This is a genomic window from Paenibacillus polymyxa (assembly GCF_001719045.1).
Taxonomy (GTDB): Bacteria; Bacillota; Bacilli; order Paenibacillales; family Paenibacillaceae; genus Paenibacillus; species Paenibacillus polymyxa_B.
In genome coordinates this window covers 2,693,502-2,718,945 of the sequence record NZ_CP015423.1, presented here as the reverse complement: position 1 = coordinate 2,718,945, position 25,444 = coordinate 2,693,502, and the positions used below count along the sequence as shown (strand labels likewise).

General features: G+C 44.3%; 31 protein-coding genes. 14 read left to right on the top strand and 17 right to left on the bottom strand.

Annotation, left to right across the window (positions count from 1 at the left end; translation table 11 throughout):
* Positions 1-102: 102 nt before the first annotated feature.
* Positions 103-1,107 (bottom strand): sensor histidine kinase, encoded by a 1,005-nt coding sequence (locus tag AOU00_RS12125; RefSeq protein ID WP_069290709.1) that lies wholly within the window; start codon positions 1,105-1,107, stop codon positions 103-105.
* Complete coding sequence (locus AOU00_RS12120) at positions 1,100-1,795, bottom strand: response regulator transcription factor (RefSeq protein ID WP_069290708.1); 696 nt, start codon at positions 1,793-1,795, stop codon at positions 1,100-1,102. Before AOU00_RS12120 ends, AOU00_RS12125 begins: the two co-directional genes overlap by 8 nt.
* Positions 1,796-2,013: 218 nt before the next feature.
* Here AOU00_RS12120 and AOU00_RS12115 point away from each other — a divergent pair, with 218 nt between their 5' ends.
* The gene (locus AOU00_RS12115) at positions 2,014-2,643 is read left to right on the top strand and encodes a YfbR-like 5'-deoxynucleotidase (RefSeq protein WP_069290707.1); all 630 of its coding nucleotides are present in this window, start codon (positions 2,014-2,016) and stop codon (positions 2,641-2,643) included.
* A 175-nt stretch (positions 2,644-2,818) separates the two neighbouring features.
* Complete coding sequence (locus AOU00_RS12110; protein WP_069290706.1) at positions 2,819-3,805, top strand: aldo/keto reductase; 987 nt, start codon at positions 2,819-2,821, stop codon at positions 3,803-3,805.
* A gap of 99 nt (positions 3,806-3,904) precedes the next feature.
* Here the strand turns inward: AOU00_RS12110 and AOU00_RS12105 are convergent, their stop codons facing one another.
* The 7 genes from AOU00_RS12105 to AOU00_RS12075 all read right to left on the bottom strand — a co-directional run bounded on the left by AOU00_RS12105 (position 3,905) and on the right by AOU00_RS12075 (position 8,761).
* Complete coding sequence (locus AOU00_RS12105; protein WP_025719163.1) at positions 3,905-4,204, bottom strand: spore coat protein; 300 nt, start codon at positions 4,202-4,204, stop codon at positions 3,905-3,907.
* Positions 4,201-4,410 (bottom strand): hypothetical protein, encoded by a 210-nt coding sequence (locus tag AOU00_RS12100; RefSeq protein ID WP_061829795.1) that lies wholly within the window; start codon positions 4,408-4,410, stop codon positions 4,201-4,203. Before AOU00_RS12100 ends, AOU00_RS12105 begins: the two co-directional genes overlap by 4 nt.
* Before the next feature lie 32 nt (positions 4,411-4,442).
* A complete protein-coding gene (locus tag AOU00_RS12095) occupies positions 4,443-5,579 on the bottom strand; it encodes a zinc-dependent alcohol dehydrogenase (protein WP_061829796.1) in 1,137 nt (378 codons plus the stop codon).
* A complete protein-coding gene (locus AOU00_RS12090; protein WP_061829827.1) occupies positions 5,576-5,956 on the bottom strand; it encodes a spore coat protein in 381 nt (126 codons plus the stop codon). The genes AOU00_RS12095 and AOU00_RS12090 overlap by 4 nt, the downstream gene beginning before the upstream one ends.
* A gap of 41 nt (positions 5,957-5,997) precedes the next feature.
* Positions 5,998-6,249 (bottom strand): spore gernimation protein GerQ, encoded by a 252-nt coding sequence (locus tag AOU00_RS12085; RefSeq protein WP_069290705.1) that lies wholly within the window; start codon positions 6,247-6,249, stop codon positions 5,998-6,000.
* Positions 6,250-6,421: 172 nt separating this feature from the next.
* A complete protein-coding gene (locus AOU00_RS12080; RefSeq protein WP_069290704.1) occupies positions 6,422-7,960 on the bottom strand; it encodes an FAD-dependent oxidoreductase in 1,539 nt (512 codons plus the stop codon).
* A gap of 177 nt (positions 7,961-8,137) precedes the next feature.
* Positions 8,138-8,761 carry an acetate uptake transporter gene (locus AOU00_RS12075; protein ID WP_069290703.1) on the bottom strand — a complete coding sequence of 208 codons (624 nt, stop codon included), beginning with the start codon at positions 8,759-8,761 and terminating at the stop codon, positions 8,138-8,140.
* Between the two features lie 216 nt (positions 8,762-8,977).
* Here AOU00_RS12075 and AOU00_RS12070 point away from each other — a divergent pair, with 216 nt between their 5' ends.
* From AOU00_RS12070 to AOU00_RS25815, 3 genes are all read left to right on the top strand, one after another.
* A complete protein-coding gene (locus tag AOU00_RS12070) occupies positions 8,978-9,334 on the top strand; it encodes a nucleotide excision repair endonuclease (RefSeq protein ID WP_023991017.1) in 357 nt (118 codons plus the stop codon).
* Positions 9,335-9,442: 108 nt separating this feature from the next.
* Complete coding sequence (locus AOU00_RS12065) at positions 9,443-10,387, top strand: helix-turn-helix transcriptional regulator (RefSeq protein ID WP_069290702.1); 945 nt, start codon at positions 9,443-9,445, stop codon at positions 10,385-10,387.
* A 67-nt stretch (positions 10,388-10,454) separates the two neighbouring features.
* A complete protein-coding gene (locus tag AOU00_RS25815; protein WP_081330704.1) occupies positions 10,455-10,976 on the top strand; it encodes a DinB family protein in 522 nt (173 codons plus the stop codon).
* On the opposite strand, the gene AOU00_RS12060 is transcribed toward AOU00_RS25815, so the two are convergent.
* The 4 genes from AOU00_RS12060 to AOU00_RS12045 form a co-directional block, all read right to left on the bottom strand.
* Positions 10,909-11,445: a Crp/Fnr family transcriptional regulator gene (locus tag AOU00_RS12060; protein ID WP_069290701.1), complete on the bottom strand. Its 537-nt coding sequence runs from the start codon at positions 11,443-11,445 to the stop codon at positions 10,909-10,911. The two genes, AOU00_RS25815 and AOU00_RS12060, sit on opposite strands and share 68 nt — an antisense overlap.
* A 36-nt stretch (positions 11,446-11,481) precedes the next feature.
* Positions 11,482-12,222 (bottom strand): SDR family oxidoreductase, encoded by a 741-nt coding sequence (locus AOU00_RS12055; RefSeq protein ID WP_069290700.1) that lies wholly within the window; start codon positions 12,220-12,222, stop codon positions 11,482-11,484.
* Between the two features lie 30 nt (positions 12,223-12,252).
* The gene (locus AOU00_RS12050; RefSeq protein ID WP_061829804.1) at positions 12,253-12,831 is read right to left on the bottom strand and encodes a TetR/AcrR family transcriptional regulator; all 579 of its coding nucleotides are present in this window, start codon (positions 12,829-12,831) and stop codon (positions 12,253-12,255) included.
* Between the two features lie 132 nt (positions 12,832-12,963).
* Positions 12,964-13,509, bottom strand: a complete 546-nt coding sequence (locus AOU00_RS12045) for a glutathione peroxidase (RefSeq protein ID WP_069290699.1) — start codon at positions 13,507-13,509, stop codon at positions 12,964-12,966.
* A gap of 228 nt (positions 13,510-13,737) precedes the next feature.
* Here AOU00_RS12045 and AOU00_RS12040 point away from each other — a divergent pair, with 228 nt between their 5' ends.
* The gene (locus AOU00_RS12040; RefSeq protein WP_069290698.1) at positions 13,738-14,517 is read left to right on the top strand and encodes a YheC/YheD family protein; all 780 of its coding nucleotides are present in this window, start codon (positions 13,738-13,740) and stop codon (positions 14,515-14,517) included.
* 115 nt (positions 14,518-14,632) lie between these two features.
* On the opposite strand, the gene AOU00_RS12035 is transcribed toward AOU00_RS12040, so the two are convergent.
* Complete coding sequence (locus AOU00_RS12035) at positions 14,633-15,343, bottom strand: SDR family oxidoreductase (protein ID WP_069290697.1); 711 nt, start codon at positions 15,341-15,343, stop codon at positions 14,633-14,635.
* 166 nt (positions 15,344-15,509) lie between these two features.
* On the opposite strand from AOU00_RS12035, the gene AOU00_RS12030 reads away from it, so the two are divergent.
* The gene (locus tag AOU00_RS12030; protein WP_069290696.1) at positions 15,510-15,860 is read left to right on the top strand and encodes a winged helix-turn-helix transcriptional regulator; all 351 of its coding nucleotides are present in this window, start codon (positions 15,510-15,512) and stop codon (positions 15,858-15,860) included.
* 161 nt (positions 15,861-16,021) lie between these two features.
* Entirely contained in the window at positions 16,022-16,510 is a 489-nt protein-coding gene (locus AOU00_RS12025) for a DUF2798 domain-containing protein (protein WP_069292039.1), read from the top strand.
* 88 nt (positions 16,511-16,598) lie between these two features.
* On the opposite strand, the gene AOU00_RS12020 is transcribed toward AOU00_RS12025, so the two are convergent.
* Positions 16,599-17,339, bottom strand: a complete 741-nt coding sequence (locus tag AOU00_RS12020) for an SDR family NAD(P)-dependent oxidoreductase (protein ID WP_069290695.1) — start codon at positions 17,337-17,339, stop codon at positions 16,599-16,601.
* A gap of 157 nt (positions 17,340-17,496) precedes the next feature.
* Here AOU00_RS12020 and AOU00_RS12015 point away from each other — a divergent pair, with 157 nt between their 5' ends.
* Positions 17,497-18,393 carry a LysR family transcriptional regulator gene (locus AOU00_RS12015; protein WP_069290694.1) on the top strand — a complete coding sequence of 299 codons (897 nt, stop codon included), beginning with the start codon at positions 17,497-17,499 and terminating at the stop codon, positions 18,391-18,393.
* Positions 18,394-18,495: 102 nt separating this feature from the next.
* On the opposite strand, the gene AOU00_RS12010 is transcribed toward AOU00_RS12015, so the two are convergent.
* Positions 18,496-19,365 (bottom strand): AraC family transcriptional regulator, encoded by an 870-nt coding sequence (locus AOU00_RS12010; RefSeq protein WP_069290693.1) that lies wholly within the window; start codon positions 19,363-19,365, stop codon positions 18,496-18,498.
* A 316-nt stretch (positions 19,366-19,681) separates the two neighbouring features.
* On the opposite strand from AOU00_RS12010, the gene rlmN reads away from it, so the two are divergent.
* The 3 genes from rlmN to AOU00_RS11995 all read left to right on the top strand — a co-directional run bounded on the left by rlmN (position 19,682) and on the right by AOU00_RS11995 (position 22,533).
* Positions 19,682-20,779: a dual-specificity RNA methyltransferase RlmN gene (gene rlmN, locus AOU00_RS12005; RefSeq protein ID WP_023991003.1), complete on the top strand. Its 1,098-nt coding sequence runs from the start codon at positions 19,682-19,684 to the stop codon at positions 20,777-20,779.
* A 139-nt stretch (positions 20,780-20,918) separates the two neighbouring features.
* On the top strand, positions 20,919-21,620 hold the full coding sequence (locus tag AOU00_RS12000; RefSeq protein ID WP_069290692.1) for a dihydroorotate dehydrogenase electron transfer subunit: 702 nt from the start codon (positions 20,919-20,921) through the stop codon (positions 21,618-21,620).
* Complete coding sequence (locus AOU00_RS11995) at positions 21,601-22,533, top strand: dihydroorotate dehydrogenase (protein ID WP_061829812.1); 933 nt, start codon at positions 21,601-21,603, stop codon at positions 22,531-22,533. The genes AOU00_RS12000 and AOU00_RS11995 overlap by 20 nt, the downstream gene beginning before the upstream one ends.
* Before the next feature lie 97 nt (positions 22,534-22,630).
* Here AOU00_RS11995 and AOU00_RS11990 read toward each other — a convergent pair whose 3' ends face one another.
* A complete protein-coding gene (locus AOU00_RS11990; protein ID WP_061829813.1) occupies positions 22,631-22,813 on the bottom strand; it encodes a hypothetical protein in 183 nt (60 codons plus the stop codon).
* A gap of 225 nt (positions 22,814-23,038) precedes the next feature.
* Between AOU00_RS11990 and AOU00_RS11985 the strand changes: the two genes are divergently transcribed.
* Positions 23,039-24,688, top strand: coding sequence for an ATP-binding protein (locus AOU00_RS11985; protein WP_069290691.1), 1,650 nt, complete (start codon positions 23,039-23,041; stop codon positions 24,686-24,688).
* Complete coding sequence (locus tag AOU00_RS11980; protein ID WP_069290690.1) at positions 24,685-25,422, top strand: response regulator; 738 nt, start codon at positions 24,685-24,687, stop codon at positions 25,420-25,422. The genes AOU00_RS11985 and AOU00_RS11980 overlap by 4 nt, the downstream gene beginning before the upstream one ends.
* Positions 25,423-25,444 lie beyond the last annotated feature (22 nt).

Genomic DNA, 25,444 nt, shown 5'->3' with positions numbered 1-25,444 from the left:
TTCGATGCACTCCTTATTGTTCTTGTAGCCTTATTATAAAAATAGAGCCGATGTTTTTCCTTTGATTGGGCGAACAATACATAAAAGCATGTGACATCTCTGTCACATGCTTACCATACTCACGAAATCATTTCGTTTGGGGAAAATTAAAGTGAAGGTAGTACCCACGTTCGGTTTGGAGTGCACATCTATATGTATGAGCAAGGACTGGGCTGCCTTTTTCGTTAAATATAACCCCATGCCCGTTGAAGTATGATCAGAATGTTGGGTTGTGGAGGTAAAACCTTTCTCGAAAATACGGGGTATATCCTTCGGATCAATACCGCGCCCAAAGTCTTGAACTTCAAGTTGTATTCGATCCCTCTGTTCATAGCTGTGAATGATAATATCACTGGCATCGCTATATTTGATGGCATTGGTTAAGAGCTGTCTGATGATAAAGGCCAGCCATTTGGCATCACTCAGCACTTCCATGTGCTCCAATTGGATGTCAAAACCGATCCCTTTTTGGATGCACCATGACTGTAATGCTTTGATTTCATTAAAAACCAGAGATTTTAAATTCACTTGCTCGACATACAGATCATTTTCAATAAAGGATATGCGTTTGTGATGGAGCTGCTGATCCAGCAGTAAGTGGATTCGTAGCCATTCATAGGTTAACTGAGCTTTTAGGGGCTTATCGTCCAACCGCTCAATCATCAAATGCATGGTGGTCAAAGGCGTTTTTACCTCATGAATCCAGGATAATAGTTCATCTTTTTCATGTTCAAGTGTCAATTGATTTTGCGAGATGATCTGTTGTAACCGTTCGGTCTGGTCAGTGATTTTTTGTTCAATGATTTGCTCAAACGGACTCTCCGGTTCGCCTATACCCGTTAGTTCAAGAGGGCTCCTCCATTCTTCTAGTGTTGTATAGAATTTGGTTTCCTTGGGATAGCGAATGATTAAAAAAACCAAGAAAATCATCATGGATAAGAAGACGATATAAAGGATGGGCATTAACGGAATTGCTGCATCCACATAAGCAATGAACAGGATCAGAAATTGCTGGCATACAAACAGTAGAATCCAGCTCCGCCTCTCTATAAGATATTTTTTAATCATAGGAAGGTGCCTCTTCTGTAGCCATGTAGCCTTGCCCGACTTTCGTTTCAATGAAACGGCCCAAATCCAGCTCGTCTAATTTTTTACGCAGGCGGTTCAAGTTGACGGTCAGGGTATTGTCGCTGACAAAACGTTCATCATCCCAGAGGCTTTTAATTAATTCCTCTCGTGCGACAATTTTATTTTTTTGTTCGATTAGCAACTTCAAAATAAAAATCTCGTTCTTGGTTAATTCGATGGAGCCAGCCTCATTGGCTACTACATTTTTTTCATAATCGACCGTCGCTCCACACCATGTTTTCAGGGAGACGGGTTCTGTATTGTAATTATATACGCGGCGGAGTGTCGCCTGTAATTTTGCAATGAGTACATCAAAATGAAACGGTTTTTGGATAAAATCATCCGCTCCAAGCTGCATCGACATCACCATATCCGTAGGATGATCCCGTGACGATAAGAAAAGGATGGGGACGTTAGAGTGGGATCGAATCATTCGACACCAATGAAACCCATCAAATTTCGGCAATTGAATATCTATCACGACCAGATCAGGCTTTATCGTTGTGAATTCCTGAATGACTTTATTAAAGTCATGGATGCCATGCACATCATAGTTCCATTGAGTTAACCGATCCTTCATTTCATGGAACAAAGTTTCATCATCTTCAATTAGTAAGATTTTGAACAACGATTTCACCACTTTTTACTTTTTTTGGCTTTTGGAAAATTCGATTCCAGTCGCTTATTGGATTTTGCAAACTCCTCTTTTATAAAGTGTATAGCAAAAATTGTGTATGTGCTACATGGTGGACTCAACTTGATATTGCGATAATCTACTGTTAATAGTTGAGGTTTATAGTGGGTTTATATTGATTATCTCATATATTTTAAAGGATGGATGCAATGATGGGAATTCACACGTATTTTCGGTCGCTAAATGAACTGGAAAGAATCATCCGTTGTCCGGGTAAGTTTAAATTTGAGGAACACAGCGTATCGGCTCATTCCTGGAAAGTGGTGCAATATGCCAAAACGCTGGCTGATATTGAAGAAAGAAATGGTGTCAGTATTGACTGGAAAAAGCTATACGAGATTACGAGCAGTCACGATTACGGGGAGATTTTTATTGGAGACATCAAAACGCCAGTTAAGCATTCCTCTAAGGAACTACGGCTATTAATCCAGCAGGTCGAAGAAGGTATGGTTGAGTATTTTATTGAAGAGAATATTCCCGAGGATTTTAAAGCCATTTTTCGCAAACAGCTAAGGGAGGGTAAAGATGATTCTGTAGAAGGTTTAATCCTTGAAGTTGCGGACAAAATGGATCAGGTGTACGAGGCATTTGCTGAGCTTCAGCGGGGAAATACTGAAAAGGAATTTATAGTCATGTACCGTAATGCACTTGTGAAAATCAAGAATATTCAATTACACTGCGTTAATTATTTTTTGGAAAATATCCTGCCCGATATGGTCAAGGAAGAAACGCCCTCATCCATTGATATCAAAAAGATTACGGAAGAAGCCTTAGCTTTGTAAATGAATTCCCCTACCGTCCAGAAGCTACTGAAGCGCTTCTGTTCATACATAATAATTCCCCTTTCAAAACCAGACAACGCTTGACTTCAAGTTAACTTTAAGTAGTAACATACGGAATGTGACGTAGTGATTAGGAAATGCGATGACTATTCTAACAATTGAGGAGTGATACAAATTGAAAAAGAAACAACTGGGTAACAGCGACCTTCAAGTATCTGCACTGGGTCTGGGCTGCATGGGAATGTCCGAATATTACGGTGAGTTGAATGATCAGGAGTCGATCAAAACGCTTCATCGTGCGCTGGAGCTAGGGATAAACTTCTGGGATACTGCCGATGTCTACGGTGTGGGGAAAAATGAAAAACTGATTAGCCAAGTTTTACGGAGCCGCCGTGACGAAGTGGTGTTAGCTACTAAATTTTCTATTATGCGTGGGGAAGATGGCGCATTTATGGGGGTAAGCGGCCGTCCCGAATACGTAAAAGAGGCATGCGACCGCAGCTTGCAAAGACTGGGAGTAGATGTGATTGATTTGTACTACCAGCACCGTGTCGATCCGAATGTACCTATCGAGGAAACGGTGGGTGCGATGAGTGACCTGGTTCAGGCGGGAAAAGTCCGCTATTTGGGGCTGTCCGAAGCTTCTCCTGGGCTCATTCGACGCGCTCACAAGGTACATCCGATTACAGCCCTGCAAACGGAATACTCCTTATGGAGCAGGGAAGCAGAAGATGAAGTTATACCGACGTGTAAGGAACTGGGCATCGAATTTGTGGCCTACAGTCCACTTGGACGCGGCTTTTTGAGCGGGCAAATTCAGAAGTTTGATGATTTTGCTGAAGATGATTTCCGTCGCTCTGTGCCACGTTTTCAACCTGAGAATTTCCAGAAAAATCTGGATCTCGTGCAGCATGTTAGGGACCTTGCTGCCCAAAAAGGGGTCAAACCTTCTCAACTGGCGTTGGCATGGCTGCTTGCGCAAGAGGGAATTGTACCGATTCCGGGAACCAAGCGGGTTACGTATTTAGAGGAAAATGCAGGAGCAGTTGATGTTGTTTTGTCCGCAGAAGAAATGGAGACTATTAACGCAATCATCCCCAAAGGAATGGCAGCAGGCCTTCGTTACCCGGCCGAGCGGATGCCAAATTGGCAAGCCGAATAATGAAGATAATGAGATAAACCCAAAGCCGTCTTTCACGCGAATCGGCGTGAAAGGCGGCTTTGTGGGTTTCATAGATTAGCAAGAACATACTTTTTCTTTTTACAAAACGGGAGCTTGCAATGCAGTATTGATATTTTGCAGATCCATCGAAAGCTGCTCTTTTACGTTCCAAGGGTGATACCAGCCGCGTTCAATCATGTATGTGGAAATTTGCTCATGCGTATCAATAGCTTCATCCAGTTGCTTTGTAAGAATTGCCTTAATTTCTGGAGTTCCCGCTTCTGTTACGGCCATAGCGTAATTTCTCACACCGCTTTTGGCCGCGTTCAGAAAATCAGCTGCAATGACTTGGTCCGTTAAGGTATGCAGTCCGGTCAAATGCTCCAACAGTGTATTCATGGCTTAACCTCCTGTGAAATGGCTTGATCTAAGAGGGTGCCGAGTTCTTGTAATTGGCGGGTCGATAAGTCAACATCCTGCTGTAATATAGCTTTGAGAGTCGGATCAGAGATTAATGCTTGCATTGTTTTGGACTTGGTAAGACATACTGCTTTGAACGCTGACAGTTCATGGACTTCAAGGGTTTCATGCAGGCCATACACCATATGACGTTTACCTCCAATACTCCAATATATAGTTAAGGTTTAAGTACCACTTTGATGCAATTGTCTTGTCTGGTATCGAAAATTTCGTATCCACGTTTGGCGTCGCTTAACGGAATGACGTGTGTAACAACGTCTCCGGGGTCCACCTTTCCCGTATCAATCAGCTCATACATATATGGCATATAGTGAATAACGGGAGCCTGTCCCGTACGTAAATTAACATTTCGCTGAAAAATGTCTCCCAAAGGAAAACCGTTATATCGTCCGCCGTATACCCCGGTAACTTGAATGGTCCCGCCTTTGCGGACAGCTTGTGTGGCTATGACCAATCCTCCTAAAGCTCCACCGTGAAGTTTGAGACCAGAAGCCAAGGATTCCAGCGGAGACATTTTACCGCTCATGCCGGAGCAATCAATAACTACGTCCGCGCCTCCTTTGGTCATCTCCTTCAGGTAGTTGCCAACGTTTTCTTGCGTTTCCACATTAACAATCTCCACTTGATTTGTACGCTTCGCATGTTGCAGACGATAATCCAGATAGTCTGCCGCAATGACTCGTTTTGCCCCTTTGAACCAGGCGAACTTTTGCGCTAACAAACCTACCGGCCCACAGCCAATAACAATGACAGTATCCCCCTTCTTCACTCCGGCATTATCGACGCTCCAAAATGCAGTAGTCATGGCATCAGCAATCAGGCAAAGCTTCTCGTCAGGATGTTCACAACTCTCCGGAATTTTGAAGTGAGTGAAGTTGGCAAAAGGCACACGTAAATATTCAGCTTGTCCACCCGGATATCCACCGGTTGTTCCTGAATAGCCGAAAAAACCGCCCATTTCTCCATGCTCATTAGAATGATCACATTGGCTTTCCAATTGGTTTTTACAATAAAAGCATTCACCGCAGGCTATGTTGAACGGAATGATTACGCGGTCTCCCTTTTTCAAGTTGGTTACGCCGCTGCCGACTTCCTCTACAACCCCCATCGGTTCATGACCGATTACATAATTTTCTTGTAAGTTCGGAATCATTCCGTGAATGAGATGCAGATCTGAACCACAAATAGCGGTTGTCGTCAGTCTGACAATCGCATCGTCGGCCTTTTGAATACTCGGGTCTGGAACATCTTTAACCACCACGTTTTTGATACCTTGGTAGGTCACTGCTTTCATGCCTGGTTTCCTCCCATATGTTCGTCCGGCGTGCGATCAAACATACCTTTGCGGGTGGTATCGTCTGGGAACAGTTTCATTTTACTGATGTCCACCGTCTTGTTGGCTGATAGTTGATCCAATTGATACTGCTTTTGCAGATCATAGGGATGAAACCATTTTTTTCGTACCATAAGATCAGTGATTTCCTGATGAAACGCGATGCCTTGATGCAATTGAGTGCGCAACAGAGTTCTAGCATCTGGAGAGACGGTTTCCGTCAAGGCTATGGCTGTATTTCGAACCCCTTCCTTGACGCGAATCAGAAAGTCCATCGCAAATGTCATGTCTGCCATTTCCGGCATATTTAATGAGTTTTTTGGATCCACATAATCCATTCTTGCGGACTGGGTCTGATTTAATGTCACATCATTTCACCTCAACTTAAAATTGGTGTTGGTCGGAATTCTGGAACAGGTGCCTGAAACGGTGCTTTAACATACAATGCTTGCAAATCGGCAATAGCTTGTATAGATTGCTGAACATCTTTTTCCATTAAATCCTTTAGCTCTTGATCGAATACTAAGCCCTGCATTAATTTGGACTTAGCTAAGCATAACGTTTTAAAATTAAGCGCTTCGTGGATCTCTAGGGACTCATGCGCCGCTAATGCAGACTGTTGGCTTATCATAGGATCACCTTTCTTTTATGATTCTCAAAGGTATGTTGTCCAGCGTAACTTTGTTTATTCAGAGCTATGAAAAGGTTGGGTTACCGAACGAGGGGGACTCTTTTGGAAGAACAGCGAGCTATTCCAGTAAGGCCTGTGCTCTTGAGTCTCCTTAAGCATACAAAGGTTGGTGCTATTCCCCTTCAACCTTGCCAAGCGATTTTTTGGCCGGACCTTCAATGACTTCGCCTTGATATGAAAAGCGTGAGCCATGACAAGGGCAATCCCATGTTCTTTCCGCCTCATTCCACTCGACTTCGCAACCCATATGGGTGCATGTTGTGTCCACTAGGTGTAATGCTCCTTGTGGGTCGCGGTATGCGCCCGCTCTTTTGCCGTTCACCCGAATGACCGCCCCTTCGTCGTGCTGCAGTTCTTCGGCTTTTTTGTAGTTGATCCCCAATTTCCCAGCAATCAAATGTTTAGCCACATTCGCATTTTGAGTCACAAATGTTTTAATGTCAGGGTCCATATGAAATCTTGAAGGGGAGAAAAGATCCTGATACGGGCTTTCCTCTCTGGTAATCAGATTCGTATTTAATAAAGCCGCCGCTACACTTGTGGTCATCCCCCATTTTCTATACCCCGTAGCAACGAGGATGTTAGAAGTGTTAGATAGTTCCTGCCCAATATAAGGGAGTTTGTCTAGCGTATACAAGTCTTGGGCCGACCAGCGATAAACGATCTCCTTTAATCCAAATGTTTGCTCCGCAAACTTTTGTAAAGCTTCATAGTACTGGAAAGTACAGATTCCTTGTCCCGTTTTGTGGCCTTCCCCACCGACGATAACCATCGGTTCTCCGTTTATTAGTACAGAGCGAAGCGAACGTTTGGGGGTTTCCGCACTTAGGTACATACCACCCGGATAGGTTTTGTCCGTCTTGACCGCTAGTACATAAGATCGCTCGGCATGCAATCGCGCAAAATAAAGACTGTTTGGATCATTGAACGGAAAATGCGAGGAGGATACGACATAGTTGCAGGTGATTTTGTGCCCGTCGCTTGTATTAATAATGGAGGGGGTTCCCTTATCCACACCTACAACGGTGGTCTGCTCATAAATCTTCCCGCCTTGCCGGATGACTTGATTGGCTAGATACCTTAAGAAAGGAATCGGATTAAACTGAGCTTGGTTTTCCATCATAATAGCTGCTTTAGTTGAAAAGGGCAGAGGCGTTTGTTCGATATAACTTCCCGGGATGCCAAGTTCCTTGTAAGCTTTATATTCGTCGTTGATTTTTTCCACATGCGTATCCGCACATGTATAAACGTAGGCATCTTCTTCTGTAAATTGACAATCGATATGGTACTCTTCTACCGTTTGTCTGATAAATTCAAGAGCATCGCGGTTAGCTTCATAATAGAGCCGGGTTTTTTCCTTGCCAAAATGTGAAAGAAACTCGCTGTAGATCAAATCATGTTGTGCGGTAATTTTGGCGGTCGTATGGCCCGTTGTTCCATGAAGTATCCGCCCTGCGTCGACGACTGCGACGTTTAGTCCTTTTTTAGAAAGTAAATAAGCAGTGGTAATACCAGTAATCCCCGCACCTACAATGGCAACATCCACCTGAATATCTTCACTAAGTTTGGGAAAGTTGGGGATGTCAGTTGAAGCTAACCAATATGATTCGGGAAATTGCGGAAATGTGGTACGAGATTCGCCTTGTGTCATTTTTACAAATACCCCTTTGATTACAATTTATGTATATTGTTATCATTGTGGGCTTTTATATTCACTAAACGACTCTCTTTAGTATTTTTTTGATACGGAGGGAGTGATGGAAAAGAAACAAAACCGTCCTTAACGCGGATCGGCGCGAAAGGCGGCTTTGTAGGTTTACATATACAGCTAAGGACGTGGCTTAAAAATGCCGAAAGGACGCCCGACGGGCAGGAATGTACGGCCAAAATGAGCATTCAGAACGGCAGCTCCTGTACCATACAGTGAGAGCAGACCAATGCCCATTTCAGCATAAGCGGCGATGGTATGGAACACCTCTGGGGCAACGCCAAATGCATCGAAGCTAAGACCGAGGAACAGAAAATCAATCAACACAAAAATAAAGAATAAAACCTTATGCGTCTCCATCGCTCCAATGGTCATGAAAAGCGTAAAGATGAGATAGCCCGCAAAGGCAAAGCCGAGCTGTTTGCCATCTACAGCAGATGCCAGCTCTGAGCCGAATACTCCCATTTTAATCATCCAGCTACTGGCTACAGCCAACCAGAAGAAGGCGTAAGCACCAAATGCCGTCATGCCGAAGGTGTTGTTATGTTTTGCATCCTGAATGGAAGCAAATAGCTGTGCAAAAGCACCGAGAAATATAGCCCAAGGGATGATGAAGCTTAAGCCTTCGGTGAGGCCAAGCTTTTGGGATGAAGCCACAAGCGTTACAATAGCCAAGCCAAACAGGCCGATCGCACTCGGATCGGCCGTTATGATTTTTACGTTAGAATGAGATTCATTTTGCATAAAAAAATAGGAGCCTCCAATAATGTTCAAGTACGCGTCAATCTGCCGATGCCAGAATCACACTGACATATTGTAACGGAAACCGACGTACTCGCATAGTAGGTAAGTTATAAAATTTCTACCGATCTGTCTTGTGATGGGGCAAGGATTATTAAATGGTGTTACCGCAGGATTTGTGATAATATTTACACCTATATAGAATGAGGAAGTGACATAGTGATTAATATAACAATTCCAACTCCGGATATCACGATTACCAAACAGGTTAACCCTGAGCTTAGCCATATTTACGGATTTACCGACTTTCACCTGATCCCTAGAGATAAGGCTGGTATCTTTATGTTCTACAACACCCAGGAGGAATTGCTGTTTGTTGGTAAAGCAAGAAAGCTGAGACAAAGAATCAAAAAGCATTTTGAAGATACCGTATCGCCGATCAAGGACAAGCGGAACGAAGTAGCGATTATTGAGGTTTGTATTGTGGAAGATGCAGTAGAGCGAGAAATTTATGAAACCTACATCATCAATTCACAAAAGGCTAAATATAACGTCGAAAAAGTATTTTTTAAGTAATGGAGTAACTTCCATATGAAAAAAGAGCAATAAGTCGCAGTGACTGTACTGCCCTTATTGCTTTTTTGTATTTCTGCATTTTTGATCCTTCCAGAGAGGGGCCGTGGTATGAATAAAACAGATCGTATGCTAGCGATCTTGCTAGAGTTGCAGCGTAAGGATATTGTACGAGCCGAGGATTTGGCAGCCATATTCGAAACGAGTGTGAGGACCATCTATCGAGATATTCAGGCTCTAAGTGAATCGGGCGTACCGATTGTAGGAGCACCGGGCATTGGATATTCCTTGATGGAGGGGTACTTCCTGCCCCCCTTGAGCTTTACCGCAGAAGAGGCTGTGGCGTTGCTAATCGGAACGGATTTTGTCGAACAAAAATTTGATACAGACTACGGTATCAAGGCGCAAACTTCCCGCAGGAAGATTGAAGCCATTTTACCGGAGAACGTTCGCAGGGAAGTCTCCCGGGTGCGTACGACCATCAGACTGCTCGCGGTGGGTGAAGGAGCAAACCATAGAGAGAAAACCTATTTGGAAACGCTGCGTCTCGCTGTATTGGAAAAACGGAAAGTACAGTTTGGCTACTCCAAAAGAATGCCAGAGGCTGACGGGAATCGTCAAAGTGTGCGTGTGGTCGCTCCTTATGGTCTTGTCCTACTCCGTGGTTCTTGGGTGTTAATTGGGCAATGTGAATTGAGGCAGCAGCTTCGCCATTTCCGTCTGTCACGTATGGACGAGCTTATCGTGCTGGAGGACAGGTTTCAGTTGCCTGTCGATTTTCATTTGCAGGATTACAAGCAAACCGATGACCGTCATGTAACTGTTTGCATACTAGCACGTTCGGATATCGCAGATAAGGTGAAGGAAGCGAACAACTTTTATATGGAGGCCATAGAGGAGCGTGCAGATGGACTACATATACTCTTCCGCGTCAGACAGCCGGAGGAATTACTGCAATGGGTACTTGGATGGGGCGCGGATATGGTTGTGCTGGAGCCTGAGTCGCTCCGGGAGCGGATACGTACAGAAGTGGAAAAAATGTTGAAATGCTACTGACATAATGCTGTCAGTAGCATTTTTGTATAGTAAAGCTACTTTGATAGAGAGGGGCAATGATTAATATATGAATACAACTGAAACATTACAGCGTTTCGAAGAAACGGCACAACACTATCTTCTTGAATTGGACAGCTTTAGCTTGGAGCAACTGCAGTACACACCTCAGGAGGGGCAATGGTCGCTTGGACAAATGTATCTTCATTTGGTGAACTCTGCACTGTATATGCATCTTAAGAACATTGATCTTTGTCTACAGCCTAATGGGGAGACAGGAGTTAAAACGGAGGCAGGCACGGCCATTTTTAATCTGGGGAGCTTTCCACCAATGCGTATCCAAGTTCCACCATCCCCGCAGTACACTCCCCAACAACCCACTAGCAAAGAAGAAATTGTGGAGGGATTAAACGTCGTGATCCGCAAGATGAGAGAGATTGAGCCAACCGTTGGGAAATCAACAGGGCCGTCTACCGTCTCTCATCCCAGATTCGGCGCGCTGAATGCTGGAGAGTGGTTTTCGCTCATCGAGATGCATTATCGTCATCATCTTTTGCAGAAGGAGCGCTTGAAGCACGCAATAGCCGATTAATCGTCTCCCGACGCAGCCCTATAAACTGGCCGATTTCCTCCTGCGTCAGCACGTCCGTTAACGTGGCGGGTGCGATGTAGGAGTGGAACCAGCGTTGAAGCTTCCGAAGCTTCTCGGCAGGTGACACCTCGGTGAGCTGGTCAATTCGTTGCTGCATCATGCGCAACTTGTCCTGTAGCTGCAAAGCGATCTCCCGACATTGAGCTGGGTCTTGCTCCAGCTTTAGATACCATTCTTTTTGCGACAAAACCCCAATCTCAGAGGTTACCAACGCCACCGCTGTACCATAATAAGGATTGGGGCTGATCAGGGAGTGGTGCGGGATGATTTCATCGGGCACAATCACATTAACTAAAATTTGCGAGCCGTCTTCATGGACTCGGACAATTTTTAACAAGCCGCTCTTTAAGTGATATAAAGGACCGGATTCTCCTTGTCGAAATAAGGTCTCGCCTTTGTGTAATATCATGAACGTAAACAGCCTCCATTCCATGTATTCCAGCTTTTAGATGAACCCGCCATTGACGCGGATCGTCTGTCCGGTAACCCACTGTGATTTGGCGCTGACCAGGAACTCAATCACATCAGCGATATCTTCCGGTTCGCCGAGCCGACCCATAGCATTCATTTTTTTCATGCCTTCGATTTGCTGCTCGGTTTTTCCTGCTTGGAAAAGCTCGGTGTTCACAGGACCGGGAGCCACGGCGTTGATCGTAATTTGCTTGCTTCCGAACTCCTTGGCTAGCTGACGTGTAAATTGCTCCACTGCGCCCTTGGTACCTGCGTATACGCTATATGCCGGGAACATTTGTCCGATTACGGATGTGGACAGGTTCACGATTCTTCCGTAGTCCTCCATATATTTCATGGCTTGCTGACAGGCAAAGAAAGTACCCTTTACATTCAGTGCGAATTGTTTGTCAAAATCAGCTTCGGTTACCTCAGCCAGAGGTTGGGTGATCATCAGCCCAGCGTTGTTAACCAGAATATCCACTTTACCAAATTTAGCAATCGTATTTGTAAATAATGCTTCAATATCACTCATTTTGCCCAGATCAGCGTGAAGTGCTATGGCTTTGCCGCCTTTTTGGATAATGCTCTCCATGACTTCTTGGGCTTTGTCCGGACTGCTGGCATAATTGATGACTACATTAGCGCCTAGATCAGCCAGTTGCTCGGCAATGGCACGTCCAATCCCTCTGGAGGACCCGGTGATAATTGCTGTTTTTCCGTCCAAATGCTTCATATGTGTTCAGCCCTGCTTTCCATATCTATTTTAAGTGATTCCTTTTTCTAAAAGCGTCCACACATCCGAAAACTCCTGATTAATCACAGGGCTCTTCCATTCGTAAGCATGAGCGGGGTGATGAAAACGGGCTGTGGCATAGAAAAGGGTACGCGCCAGTTGGGCTGGCTGATCTGATATGATGTCCCCGCGTGCAATGATATCAGCGAGATGATCCACAATGTGGGCGATATGCTGGTCGATTAAATCAGCGGCTTGCTCGGTGACCCTCGTATACATCTCGAACATTTCCTCGTCGTCGCGAGCATAATACTGTTTGAGTTCAACCAAGGTCTGTATATATCGTTTTAAATGTGGCGTTCCCAGTATAGATGAATTCTGACAGACCTCCGTTAACGGGCCAATAATCTTTTCATTCAGCCATTTCTCGGTCACGCCTTCAAGAAGCTCGGCCTTACTTTTAAAGTGTCGGTAAATGGTGCCATGACTTACTCCCAATACTTTGGCAACATCGGTTACGGAGGTTTTGGCTACACCAAAACGCCTAAGTGTGTCTTCAGTAGCAATGAGAATCTGTTCCTTGGTTAGCACATCTGAGGATTTTTCCATAGGGACACGGTCAAGTACCGTGTGAGTCACCTCCTTGAAGTCAGGATAACACAAAGAGTATCAAATGACAAATATTCGTTTTTGTCATTTAATACTCTTTTTTTAAAGAATCCAAAGAAGTGAACGGAAAAATTACAATAGCGATTCGATGACAGGATCAATGGCAGAGGGCTCCGTTGTTACTTCAAATCTCCCTTTTACCTGGCCATCGCGATCGACCAAGAATTTAGAAAAATTCCACTTGATACCGTCGCCAGCGTATATTTCTGGATACTTATCCCGCAGGAAATCCTCCATCCATTGACCGTCTTTGGTTTGGGTATCGAAGCCTTGAAACGGTGCCTGTTGGGTCAGATATTGAAATAAAGGATGAGGAGATGAGCCTCTTACATCTGTCTTCTCAAAGAGCGGGAAGGTTACTCCATGGTTAATTTGACAGAATCCCTGAACCTCCGAATTGCTACCTGGCTCTTTTTCATTGAATTGGTTACAAGGAAACGCGAGGATTTCAAAGTCTTGTTCCCTCCGTCTCTCGTAGAGCCTCTGCAGATCCGCGAATTGACTGGAGAAGCTACACTTGCTGGCTGTGTTTACAATGAGGAGAACCTTTCCTCTGTAGTCTGAGAATTCAATCGGTTTCCCGTTAATTGAGGTTGCTTGAAAATCATAAATAGACATGTTAACGTTCCTCCTCACGTTATTATTTAATACATCATATATCCAGAATTATTATTGGTCTAATATATTATTAGGATCAACTTTATAGGTATTTACAATAACTTCGTCTTGCAGAACACATTGTCCATCTCTCTCTTGAAATCAAAGAAGATTCGCCTTAAAGAAAGTAGGAGATTTGCCTCTTTCATAGCAAACTGTGGCATTCGCCGTTACCAAGATAGAATATAGATGCATATTCATGTAATGTGTGCAAAAACCCAACAGAATCGAGGGATATTCGTGCCCATTGGAAAGATGATTCAATACAAGGAAATGCAACAACATCCCATTTTACGTTCTCACTTGCCCGAAACCCGCTGGATCAGTAATGCAAGGACTTTACGGATGCTGGATACCTATCGCACAGTCTTTATCAAGCCTAATTATGGGAGTGGAGGAACTGGCATCATACGTGCGAAAAAGCTGGGGAGGAAGTATGAGGTTCGTTGTGGCTCCAGTCGCAGAGTCGTTAGATCCCACGCCGTAAGAAGAGCAGTTAGAACCTATCGGAGACCTCATCGTCGTTATTTGGTACAGCAAGGACTTAAGTTAGCCAAGTACAGAGGTTCCATTTTTGATGCCAGAGTGTATATGCAGAAGCCGGAATCGGAATGGGTCATTTCAGGAATAACCGGTCGTGTCGCTGCACCTCGAAAAGTCGTTACCAACTATCGGAAGGGAGGACATGCGGCGCCGTTGTCCAAAGTGCTTTTAAGGGTCTTTAAAAATGACAGAATAAAAATGAAAGAGATTCTGGACCAGATCATCGAGCTTTCTAGAATCATTGCCGACACGATAGATAAAAATCATCCGGTTCGCGAGTTGGGCATCGATCTTGCTATTGAAAAGAGCGGTCAAATCTGGATTATCGAGGCTAATCCGCATCCCGGACATATGTTGTTCAGGCAGCTCCCCAATCACAAGATGATTCGCAACATTTTGAGAAACAAACGTCGTATTCATCATTAGGATAAAGTTTTTGAAATCATTCATTGATAAGAAAAGGAGGAGAACGCCCAAGCAAAGATGCGGGAGCGTTCTCCGTTTTTTTTGTTAAATGACTGACGGATTTGAGACGAAGCTTTTATGTTAAAATGTGTCCGCCATCCACATGAAGGACGGTTCCGGTCACAAACTGATTTTGAATCAAATAAAGTACACCTCGTGCAACATCCTCCGCAAGTCCAACTCGCTTCACAGGAAGCTTATGCGCGACCGTATCATAGAATTGATTACGCGTATTTTCAGGCATTTTGCTGCGGGAAGGTGTATCAATAATGCCGGGTGAGACGACATTCACGCGGATGGGAGCAAGTTCTAACGCCAAGATTTGACCAAGATTCGAAACCGCTGCATTCACAGCACCGAGCGCAGAGGATCCAATCATCGGCTTGTATGCCACCACTCCTGAAAATAAAGTAATGGAACCCTTGGTTGAGAGTTGGGAAGCCCCGTATTTAGCTGCATAATATTGGCCCCAAAATTTGTTTTCGAATAGCTTGCGGGCTTGATCCGTCTCCAACTGAAGGAATGACCCGCCTGATGTTTCTGCGGCGCTAACGATAAGATGATCATAGGGACCGACTTTTTCGAAGAAAGATTTTACCTGCTGCTCATCTGACGTGTCCAGCACATATATTGCAGCACGAGGGCCCAGCATTTCTTTGGCCTTGTGCAATTTATCCTCCGAGCGGCTGGCGATTACCACTTCCGCTCCAAGCGAAATGACTTGCTTAGCTGTTTCTAAACCGATACCTGAGCTTCCACCAATAATGACAATCTTTTTGTTTTGCAAATGGATTACCTCCTCGTATTAGAGAAAACATGACTTGCTTGCTACAGCGATATTGTATATGTAGTAAGTTTATTTAGGGAAGTAGTGATATTTAATTCATATAGTTTCCTAAAAGGAACTATTGTGATACCATTGGTTTTAACAGATGATTTTTGGAGGAGTTCCCATGCATGCCCAAGAACCTATTGAATTGACCAAAGGAATACCAGGCAAGCCGTGCCCTATTGCCCAAACACTTGATTTGATCGGAACGAAATGGACTTTTTTAATCATCCGCGACCTGCTTATCGAAGGAACACTGAGATTCAGCCAACTTCAGAAGTCCATGAAGGGGATTAGTCCCAAAACACTTTCCCTACGCCTGAAGGAACTTGAAGATAATGGTCTGTTAGAAAGAAAGGTATATGCCGAGGTTCCACCGCGAGTTGAATATTCGTTAACGGAAAAAGGGAAGCGACTGGAAAGTGTTTTTATTGAGCTGAAGAGATTTGGCTTAGATTTAGAAGCAGATCATTGAGGGATATGACTGCAACATTCCGAGGTATCGTTGAGCTGAACGATGCCTATTTCTTATATATATAAAGGGAAGCGCTTACTATAAAGTTCACAGAAAGTTCACTTATGTGGAGGTTTCGACTATTTATATAATTACCAAGGTACACAGAAGGGATGATGGAATTGCCAACAACGAAGAAAGAAGATTTTTATTTTGGTTTAATGATGTGCTTGGGGATGGTCGTATTCATGACATTTTATAATCTATATACAAATGACTTGATTGGCACAATATCTCTAAAAGTAATGTTTCTTCAATTTATTTTATGTTTTGTCATTGCTTTCGTATTGGAATTATTTATTGTCGGTCCACTAGCAAAGAAAATAGCCTTCTCATTACCATACGACAAATCTAAAAAGGTATTTGTGATTCTGTCCCTTTCATGCTGTATGGTCATTGGAATGGTTCTTTGTATGTCACTTTATGGATTGGGGACAGCTTACTTTTTTAATGGTCTTTCGGGAGACTCATTATTTAAAAATTACTTGTCTTTAGTTTTTAAGAATTTTATTTTTGCTTTCCCTCTGCAGCTCTTAATTGTAGGGCCGCTTGTTCGGTACTTATTTGCTAAATTCGTGAAAGGTACACGAATTGCGGTATCTTTAAGCTAAAACGTAGTCAACGACGGTATACGATAGCTCAAAAGCCGCCTTCTGTCTGAGAAGGCGGCTTGTTTTTTACGCAGAAGTCTCAGTATCTTTAAAGTGTTTGTCCGCTGTCCACCGTAATAATCTGGCCTGTCATGGCTTCCTGTTCCAAAGCAGAGCAGATCATGCTGGCAATATCCTCCGGCGTAGAAATGCGCTGTAGGAGCAAATGAGGAAACAGTTGCTTCATTTGTTCTTCCCTGCCTGCCCACCATCTTGTCGCTACGGCTCCCGGCACGATGCAATTGACGCGAATATCCGGTGCTAGTGCTCGTGCTAAAGATTTGGTCAGCCCGTGGACGGCCGCTTTGGATACCGCATAGGGAAGAGAGGAACCTAGCCCTGTTTGCCCTGCTATACTTCCCAGATTGACGATAGCCCCTTGTTTACTACGCTTCATAAAAGGAGCTACGGCTCTGGCACAGTAAAACATGCCTTTTACATTTACATCAAATAGATCATCCCATACCTCTTCCGTGGCTGCCTCCAGATCATCCATAGGAATGTGATGTGTAATGCTAGCGTTATTCACGAGTATATCAATCGTACCGAATTGCTGGACAATCTGGTCAACCATAATTCGAACTTCCTGATCTCGGGAAACATCTGCCTGTAATGCGATAGCACGTCCACCCTTTTCAAGGATCATACGTACAGTTTCCTCAGCATCGTTTTTAGAGCGGGAATAGTTTACGACTACCGTAGCTTTTCGATCTGCCAAGGCCATACATGCGGCTCTCCCAATTCCTGTACCTCCACCTGTAACCAGTGCTACTTTTTGCTGTAAATCCATAGATATTCGCTCCTTCTCCAACCAGTTCATTTTGCGTCTGAAAATAATATGATCTGATATGTATCATTGTAGAGGATGTATTGTGTTCTGTATAATTGAATTAACTGAATTTATGATTCAATAAAATTGAATTAATTGTGTATATAGGAGACTGAGAATGGACATTAAAACGCTCAAAACATTTCAAATGATTGTGAATTACGGGAGTTTTATGCGTGCAGCGGAAGAGTTGAATTATGCACAATCTACCGTGACGATGCAAATACAGAAGCTGGAGTCCGATATGGGAATTCAACTGATCGAACGGGGCAAGAAAATAAAGTTAACTGAAGCGGGCAGGATGTTTTACGAGCAAAGTCTACATATTGTAAAGGATATGGAGCAATTGCATGAAAATATGGACAATCTGCAAAGAGGGACTACAGGTAACATTCGTATAGGAGTGACCGAACCGACTGCCAGTTATCGACTACCAGAAATTTTAAAACGCTTCTTAACCCATTATCCGAATATTCGGGTTTCTGTTGAGTTTGGGAATACCCCTACTTTAAGCGAGCGTATTCTCAAGGGAGATATTGACTTAGCGCTGTGTTCCACACCGGATGTGGGCACAGAGCTATATTTTGAACCTTTATTTAAGGAGAATTTTGTAGTTTTAATACCTGAAAGTCACCCGCTTGCGGAAAAAGAAAACATTGGGCCAGAGGATTTACAGGGGCATCGGTTGCTTATTACATCGGCCACCTGTCCATATCGTCGCAAACTTGAAATGGTCATGAAGGAATATGGAATAACCACGCTAGATACGATGGAGATTGGCAGCATGACGGCTCTGAAATTTTATGTGGAAAGCGGTTTGGGTACTGCCCTTGTGCCACAAATTCTGGTCAGTCCTATCCCGGCAGGAGTAGCGGTGAGGGAATTAAGCGGCAGCCTGATCGATATGACTTTCGGCCTTCTTTGCAAAGCAACAGACTATCCGCTAAGGCTGGCAAGCTCAAGGCTATATTCTGTGTTGAAGGAGGAGCTTGGGGAATGGTCCTCGGTGCATTGAGCTAGAGTAGCGAGTATGCAGGGAATTGTGTTTTCTGTCACCTTATGATGTAAATGCAGTACGGTATAAAACCGACTGCGATACGCAGTCGGTTCGGTTTGTTTACTTTTTCTTAATCGGAATCCAAACTTCACTTCGGTAGTCTTCAGCATGTGAATCTCCCATAGTATACACTTCCAGTTCCGGGCCGCCTGAATGCTCATAATTACTGGCAGGGAACCATTCCTGAAAAATTCTTTGCCATACCTTTTGGATCGAGTGAGGCATAGGGCCGATGGATGTAAACACTGCCCAGGTTGAAGCCGGAATGGTTCTGGATTCCAGCCCATTCGCGGTCGCTACGTCTTCGCTGCCTTCTGCGGCGATTAAGTAACTAAACGTCTCCTCCCCATGTTTCATGTCCAAGCATATACCGAGTATATCGTCGCCTGTCCCCAAGGCATGAATACGATCCGATGTACCATCCGCATTCAGTTCGTTCCAGAATTTTGGGATTTCTCGAAGATTATCGCCGTTCTTAGTGGTGACTTGAATGGACTTACCAATGACCGTAAAGGCCGCTTTCTCTACAATTTTGTAATCCATTTCCTGATCTCCCTTCAACGATAGATGGAAGGTGATGCGTGGAAAGGCTTTCAGGTTTACCCCAGGGCTTCTGGCCTCAGAGGGAGAAATACCGTGTACCTTCCGGAACGCTTTAGAAAAAGATTCGGGGGAATCATATCCGTATTTGAACGCTACATCCAGCACCTTGGCGGAAGAAAGACTCAATTCCTGAGCAGCCAAGGTCAATCGACGTTTACGCACATATTCTGCTACCGTGACGCCGGTTAGCATATGAAACATACGCTGAAAATGGAAAGGAGACGAATAGGCTGCCTTTGCATTTTCATCGATATCGAGGGGCTGCTGCATTCTCTCTTCCATCAGATCGAGTGCGTTCTTGATCCGAAGCAACCATTCCAACCGCATCACCTTCCTTGGTTGTAATCATATCATTAGGAGTATCTGTAATCCTGTCTTTGCGTGCTCTTGTTGAACAGGTTCTGTCGCCTAGTTTAATGTGGCTTGTACTTGGTTTCAAGACATAATTTTACGCTAAAATTTTGGAGAAACAATGTGCCTGCCCCCTTGTGTTCATAATTAAAATTTGGGACAATGAAAGAGGCGCTTAAATAGCGCAGATTGCTTAAACATGCTATGATGCAATGATGGTTGAGACGAATGGTGCGTGCTTAGTTTTATATAGAGGAAGACGAATTTGAATGTTTTGAAAAGAGGATCGAACATGAAAAAAGAATCCATTTATGGATTAACGCTAGATCAATTGACAGCATGGCTCATCGAGCATGGACATAAGAAATCCCGGGCATTGCAGGTATGGGACGCATTGTACCGGAAGCGGGTTACTGATTTTGCAGCGATGGCAGAGGTTCATGAGGATTGTACTCGCCTGTTGGCAGAGCACTTTTCCATTGAAACACTTGAAGAACACGTGAAGCAACAGTCAGCAGACGGGACGGTCAAGTTCTTGTTCCGGCTTCAGGATGGTAATTTGATTGAGACGGTATTGATGCGGCATAAGTTTGGCTTATCCGTTTGTGTGACTACGCAGGTAGGATGTAACATTGGGTGCAGCTTCTGTGCGAGCGGATTGTTGAAGAAGAGCCGTGACCTGTCCAGCGGTGAAATTGTAGAGCAAATTATGAAGGTCCAGCTGTATCTGGATCAGGAACGTCCGGGCGACCAAGTCAGTCATGTCGTGGTGATGGGAATTGGCGAACCGTTTGATAACTTCGTGAACCTGTCCGATTTCATTCGGGTCATTAAGGATCACAAAGGGCTGGCGATTGGGCCGCGGCATATTACCGTTTCCACAAGTGGACTTGCCGATAAAATCATTGAATTTGCAGATTCCGACCTGCATGTCAATCTGGCGATCTCCCTCCACGCTCCGAATAATGAGATTCGTACTCGCATTATGAAGATCAACCGTGCGATTCCGATTGAGAAACTCATGCAGGCGATTGATTATTATTTGGACAAAACCAATCGTCGGATTACGCTGGAGTACATCCTGCTGAAGGATGTTAATGACGGTAAGGAGCATGCGCTCGAACTGGCTGAGCTGGTGGGCCATCGTCGTAATCTGGCCAATGTAAACCTGATTCCGTACAATCCGGTGGATGAGCATAGCCAATACCAGCGGAGTGAGTCGGAGTCGATTACGGGCTTCTATGATGTGCTGAAAAAACAAGGCATTAGCTGTAGTGTTCGGCTGGAGCATGGAGTCGATATTGACGCAGCCTGCGGACAGCTACGTAGCAAGCAAATTCGCAAGGATGCCAAGGGTAGCCGCAATGCGGAGCGCGAAGCCATTAGTTAAATACACAAGCGTACTCTCTAACAGGAGTACGCTTTTTTATATCACGAGTCGTAGGGCGAAACGTTGCCCTAAAATGTGAAAATAGTCACGTAATAGTTGCTGCTTTTACGTTATAGTGAGTGGTTAGTGGAGGGGTTATATGGCTAACGTAATTTCGAATGTGGCGCTCGTTCCGGGCATCTATGTGATGAAAATAGAGGGAAAGTTTAAAGGGAACATGGGGCAGTTTTACATGCTGCGCAGCGGGACAGGTTATCCACTGCTGCCCAGACCCATCAGCATTTATGATATCGGGGAAGAGAGTATTTCCTTTTTGTACCGGGTTGTTGGAGAGGGGACAAATTTGTTTTCCCAATTACAGCCTGGTCAGGAGATTCAGTTAGAAGGACCTTTCGGAAACGGTTTTCCGCAGGTAGAGGGTAGTTTGGCTTTAATCGGCGGTGGCATGGGTACAGCTCCGTTGCTGTTGGCTGCAAAGTACTACCCGCATGCGCATGTTTACCTGGGGTTTGCACAGCAAGCCTTCGGGGTTGAAGCGTTCGAAGCTGTGGCGGCATCTGTACAGGTCAAGGTAGGGGGAAGCATCGTCGAACAGGTCGATCCGACGCTTTATGCAAATATGTTCTCCTGCGGGCCAACTCCGATGTTGCAAGCACTCGCCATGAAAACGGTGGATACGTCGTCCCGTTTATATATTTCAACTGAAAGACACATGGCCTGTGGTATTGGCGCATGTTTGGGCTGTACGATGCGTACCCGTGGAGGCAATCGGAGGGTATGTAAAGAAGGGCCTGTATTCCCGGTGGAGGAGGTGGAGTTCGATGATCTCCATGGCGTGTAATATTGCGGGTGTACCGTTCAAGAACCCAATCATCATGGCTTCCGGTACGTTTGGATTCGGACGTGAGTATGCGGAATTTTATTCTCCTGAATTATTGGGCGGTATCGTCGGCAAGGGACTAACCCTGCATCCGAAGGCTGGTAATACGGGATCACGAATACATGAGACAGCATCCGGCATGCTCAATAGTGTAGGGCTGGAGAATCCGGGGGTTGCCGCCTTTTTGAAGGATGAACTGGATGACATGACTCACTGGAACACGGCTATTATTGCCAACGTAGGCGGCTCCAATCTGGAGGAATATGTTCAGGCCGTAGCGATGATTACGGAAAACGCGCAAAAACGACGCACGATGAATCGAAGAGGCGTCGATATGCTGGAATTGAACATTTCGTGTCCCAATGTGAAGCAGGGTGGAATGCAATTTGGTATCCAGACGGAGGTAGCGCGGGAGGTTGTGCGTCAGGTGCGCAATGTGACTGCGCTTCCGTTGGTCGTCAAGCTGTCTCCAAACGCAGAGAACATCACGCAGATGGCGGTTATGTGCGAGGAAGAAGGCGCAGACGGAGTTTCGCTGATCAATACATTTTCTGCGATGAAAATAGATATACGCCGGCGTCGCAGTGTCTTCGCCAACACGTATGCTGGTCTTTCCGGCCCGGCAATTAAGCCAATTGCCTTGCGCATGGTTCACCAGGTGGCACAGGCGGTGTCGATTCCGGTGATCGGGATGGGCGGGATTAGCTCGGTAGAGGATATTATTGAATTCACCATGGCAGGGGCCGCTGCCATTCAGGTGGGAACGTACAACTTTGTCCATTTACATGCAGGGGCTGAACTGGTACATGGACTTGAACAATGGATGCAGCGGGAAAAGGTGCAGTCATTGGATGAGATACGGGGAATTTTGTGAATTTGAAACCTTTTAGCATACACTAATTCATATAGAACCGGCTTGTCTTTAAAAGACAAGCCGGTTTTATTTATTTACTGAAATAGCCAAGCTTCAACTAGTGGTTAATATCGCACTTGTTCAAGATGAACGAAATTTGATTTTCCAGTCGATGGATGGCATCCTCGGATGCCTGGTCGTTCGCACCTTGTTCCTGAAGCGCGGCGAGTTCCTGTTTTAGTTGATGAAGATCCTGCCCTGCATTGGCGCAGTTGTAGTTACTTTCGAGATTTTCGATCATCCTATATCCTCCATTTCGTTAGGTATACGTCCTTATTATGGAGAGTTGATACTTCCTTATTCAGCATATTGTCTTAATTCAGATAAAGTTTACGTTGTTGTCGCTGGAATGCATAGAGCTTGCAGATGAAGAAGGAAATTGTCAAACGGTGTCGAATAACAAGGGATTATAGGGAAAGAGATAGGCTCTTTTTCCTAATGGAGAGCTTGACAAAGAAGCTGGGTGATGGGGTTGCGGTTAATAGGTAAGTCGAAGCCGAGACGACAATTCAAAGTTTCGCTACAATTCATGATTATTATTTTGGTTGTTTTAGTTATTATTATTTCCTTAATTATATCCTTGCTTCTCATTCGTAATTTCGTAATTAACCAACATTTTGATAATACGAAGGAAAAACTTTCGGGTATTGCCAAGGTGGTCGCTAGTGACAACGATGTTATTCGTAATGTTGAGCAGGGAGTCCCTGTGAAGCAGATCCAAGACTACTCGCTTGGAGTCATGCACAACGTTAATGTGGATTTTGTAGTCATTCTGAACCACGATTTAATTCGGCTATCTCATCCGAATGCAACGATGGTTGGCAAACCTTTCTCTGATTTGAATGATGCCAGAAGAGCGCTATCCGGTCAGGGACATTTTTCTGAGAATATAGGTATTTTGGGCAAAGGTTACCGATATTTTACGCCGATATTTAATCAACAGCATGAGGTCATTGGCATTGTATGTGTAGGGCTGACCATGAGGACCCTAAATCATGATTTGATGCAGGCGCAGTATACCATTTTTGGGGGGCTGATGCTGGGACTCTTTAGTGGAGTTTTGGGCGCGATCATTCTGGCTCAGAAAATCAAAACGATTTTATTTGGGCTTGAGCCGCAAGAGATAGCAACACGATTGCGCGAAAAAGAAATTATTGAAAATGAGGTCGCTGAAGGAATTATAGCCATTTCGGCGGACAAGAAAATTATGCTCATGAACAAAGAAGCTCAGGCCAAGTACCAACTGGCGAACCAAGAGATAAAAGCCCCGATTGGCGAGCAGCTAGATACCAACTTTTATAACGTACTCTTCAAGAGAGTGTTTGATGATAAGAAGAAGATCAAGGATCGCTCATTTTATGTGAATGGTATAGAAGTCATTGCGACAGTAACCCCTATATATATTGAAAATGAGTTTTTTGGGGCGGTTGCAACGTTGCGCGACCAATCCGAGATGATTCATCTTAGTAACCAGTTAAGTGGTACAAAATATTATATTAACTCCCTTCGCGGACAGACCCATGAATTTATGAACAAAATGCACGTAATATCCGGGCTGATTGAAATGAGGAAATATGCGGAGGTCAGTCAATATATTCAGCAGCTAAATCACCGGTATCAAGACGAGGTAGGCTTTCTGACTGAGAGAATTAAAGTTCCGGCATTAGCAGGTTTTATTATGGGTAAAATCAACGAAGCACGCGAACAGAATATTTCGGTTCTTCTTGCAGAAAGCTCGAATGTCTCTAATGTGGAGATGCAGGATATCGTTCATGATGTCATACACATCCTGGGTAATTTTTTTGACAACGCCATAGATTCCATCTTACAAAAAAAAGAACCCGGCAAAATTGAGCTGAAATTGAACTATGAGTGTGAGGGAAATGTATTTATTTTGAAAGTGAAAGATAATGGGTTGGGGATTGATTTTGAGATGCAAAAAAGAATATTCGAGCATGGCTTTTCAACCAAAGGAGAAGATAGAGGCTACGGCTTGAATCTGGTTAAAACCATGGTGGAAAATCATCAAGGAATCATTGAGCTTGATAGCCAACCGGGTCTGGGAACAAGTATTTATGTAGAGTTGCCCTGTACATTGGAGGTGACAAATGAATGAAAGTTCTAATTGTTGAGGATGATCCGATGGTTGCTGAGCTCAATCAACAGTTTATCGAGCGCATGGACAATTTGGACGTTGTATGTAAGGCGGATACCGTCAAAAAAGCACAGGACTGTCTTCAAAAATGGAAACCGGACCTGGTATTACTGGACGTTTATTTACCTGGAAAAAGCGGATTAACTTTATTATCACATATGCAGGAGCATCAATATCATGCTTCGGTTATTTTAATTACGGCTGCAAAAGATATTCAGACGGTGAAGGAAGCTGTTTTTTATGGTGTTGCAGACTATTTAATTAAACCCTTTACATTCGAACGCTTTAGACTGGCTGTTGAGAAAATCCAGCGCCTAGCCACGGTGATGGAGGAAGGGAACGGAATTAATCAAGCTGTCATTGACCATTATTTTAATAAAGAAGAGCATGCGGGTGTGGAAAAGAAAAAAACTGTTGAACATCCATCGCATAATCTACCGAAAAACCTGTCTAAAAATTTGTCCAAACTGACCATGACCACGATACTGAAGAGTATTCAAGAACTGGACGGACCATTCTCGGTTGAAACGTTAGCCAGAGAAGTGGACTTGTCCCGTATCACGGTAAAAAAATATATTCAGTTCCTGGTGGACGATGGCTTCCTGGTTGAATCGATAGAATACCACAAGGTTGGCAGGCCGCTAATGCTCTATCAGTTGAATTCTGATATAAAAGAACCGCCATTTCCATTGTAATCTGGAAATAGCGGTTCTTTTT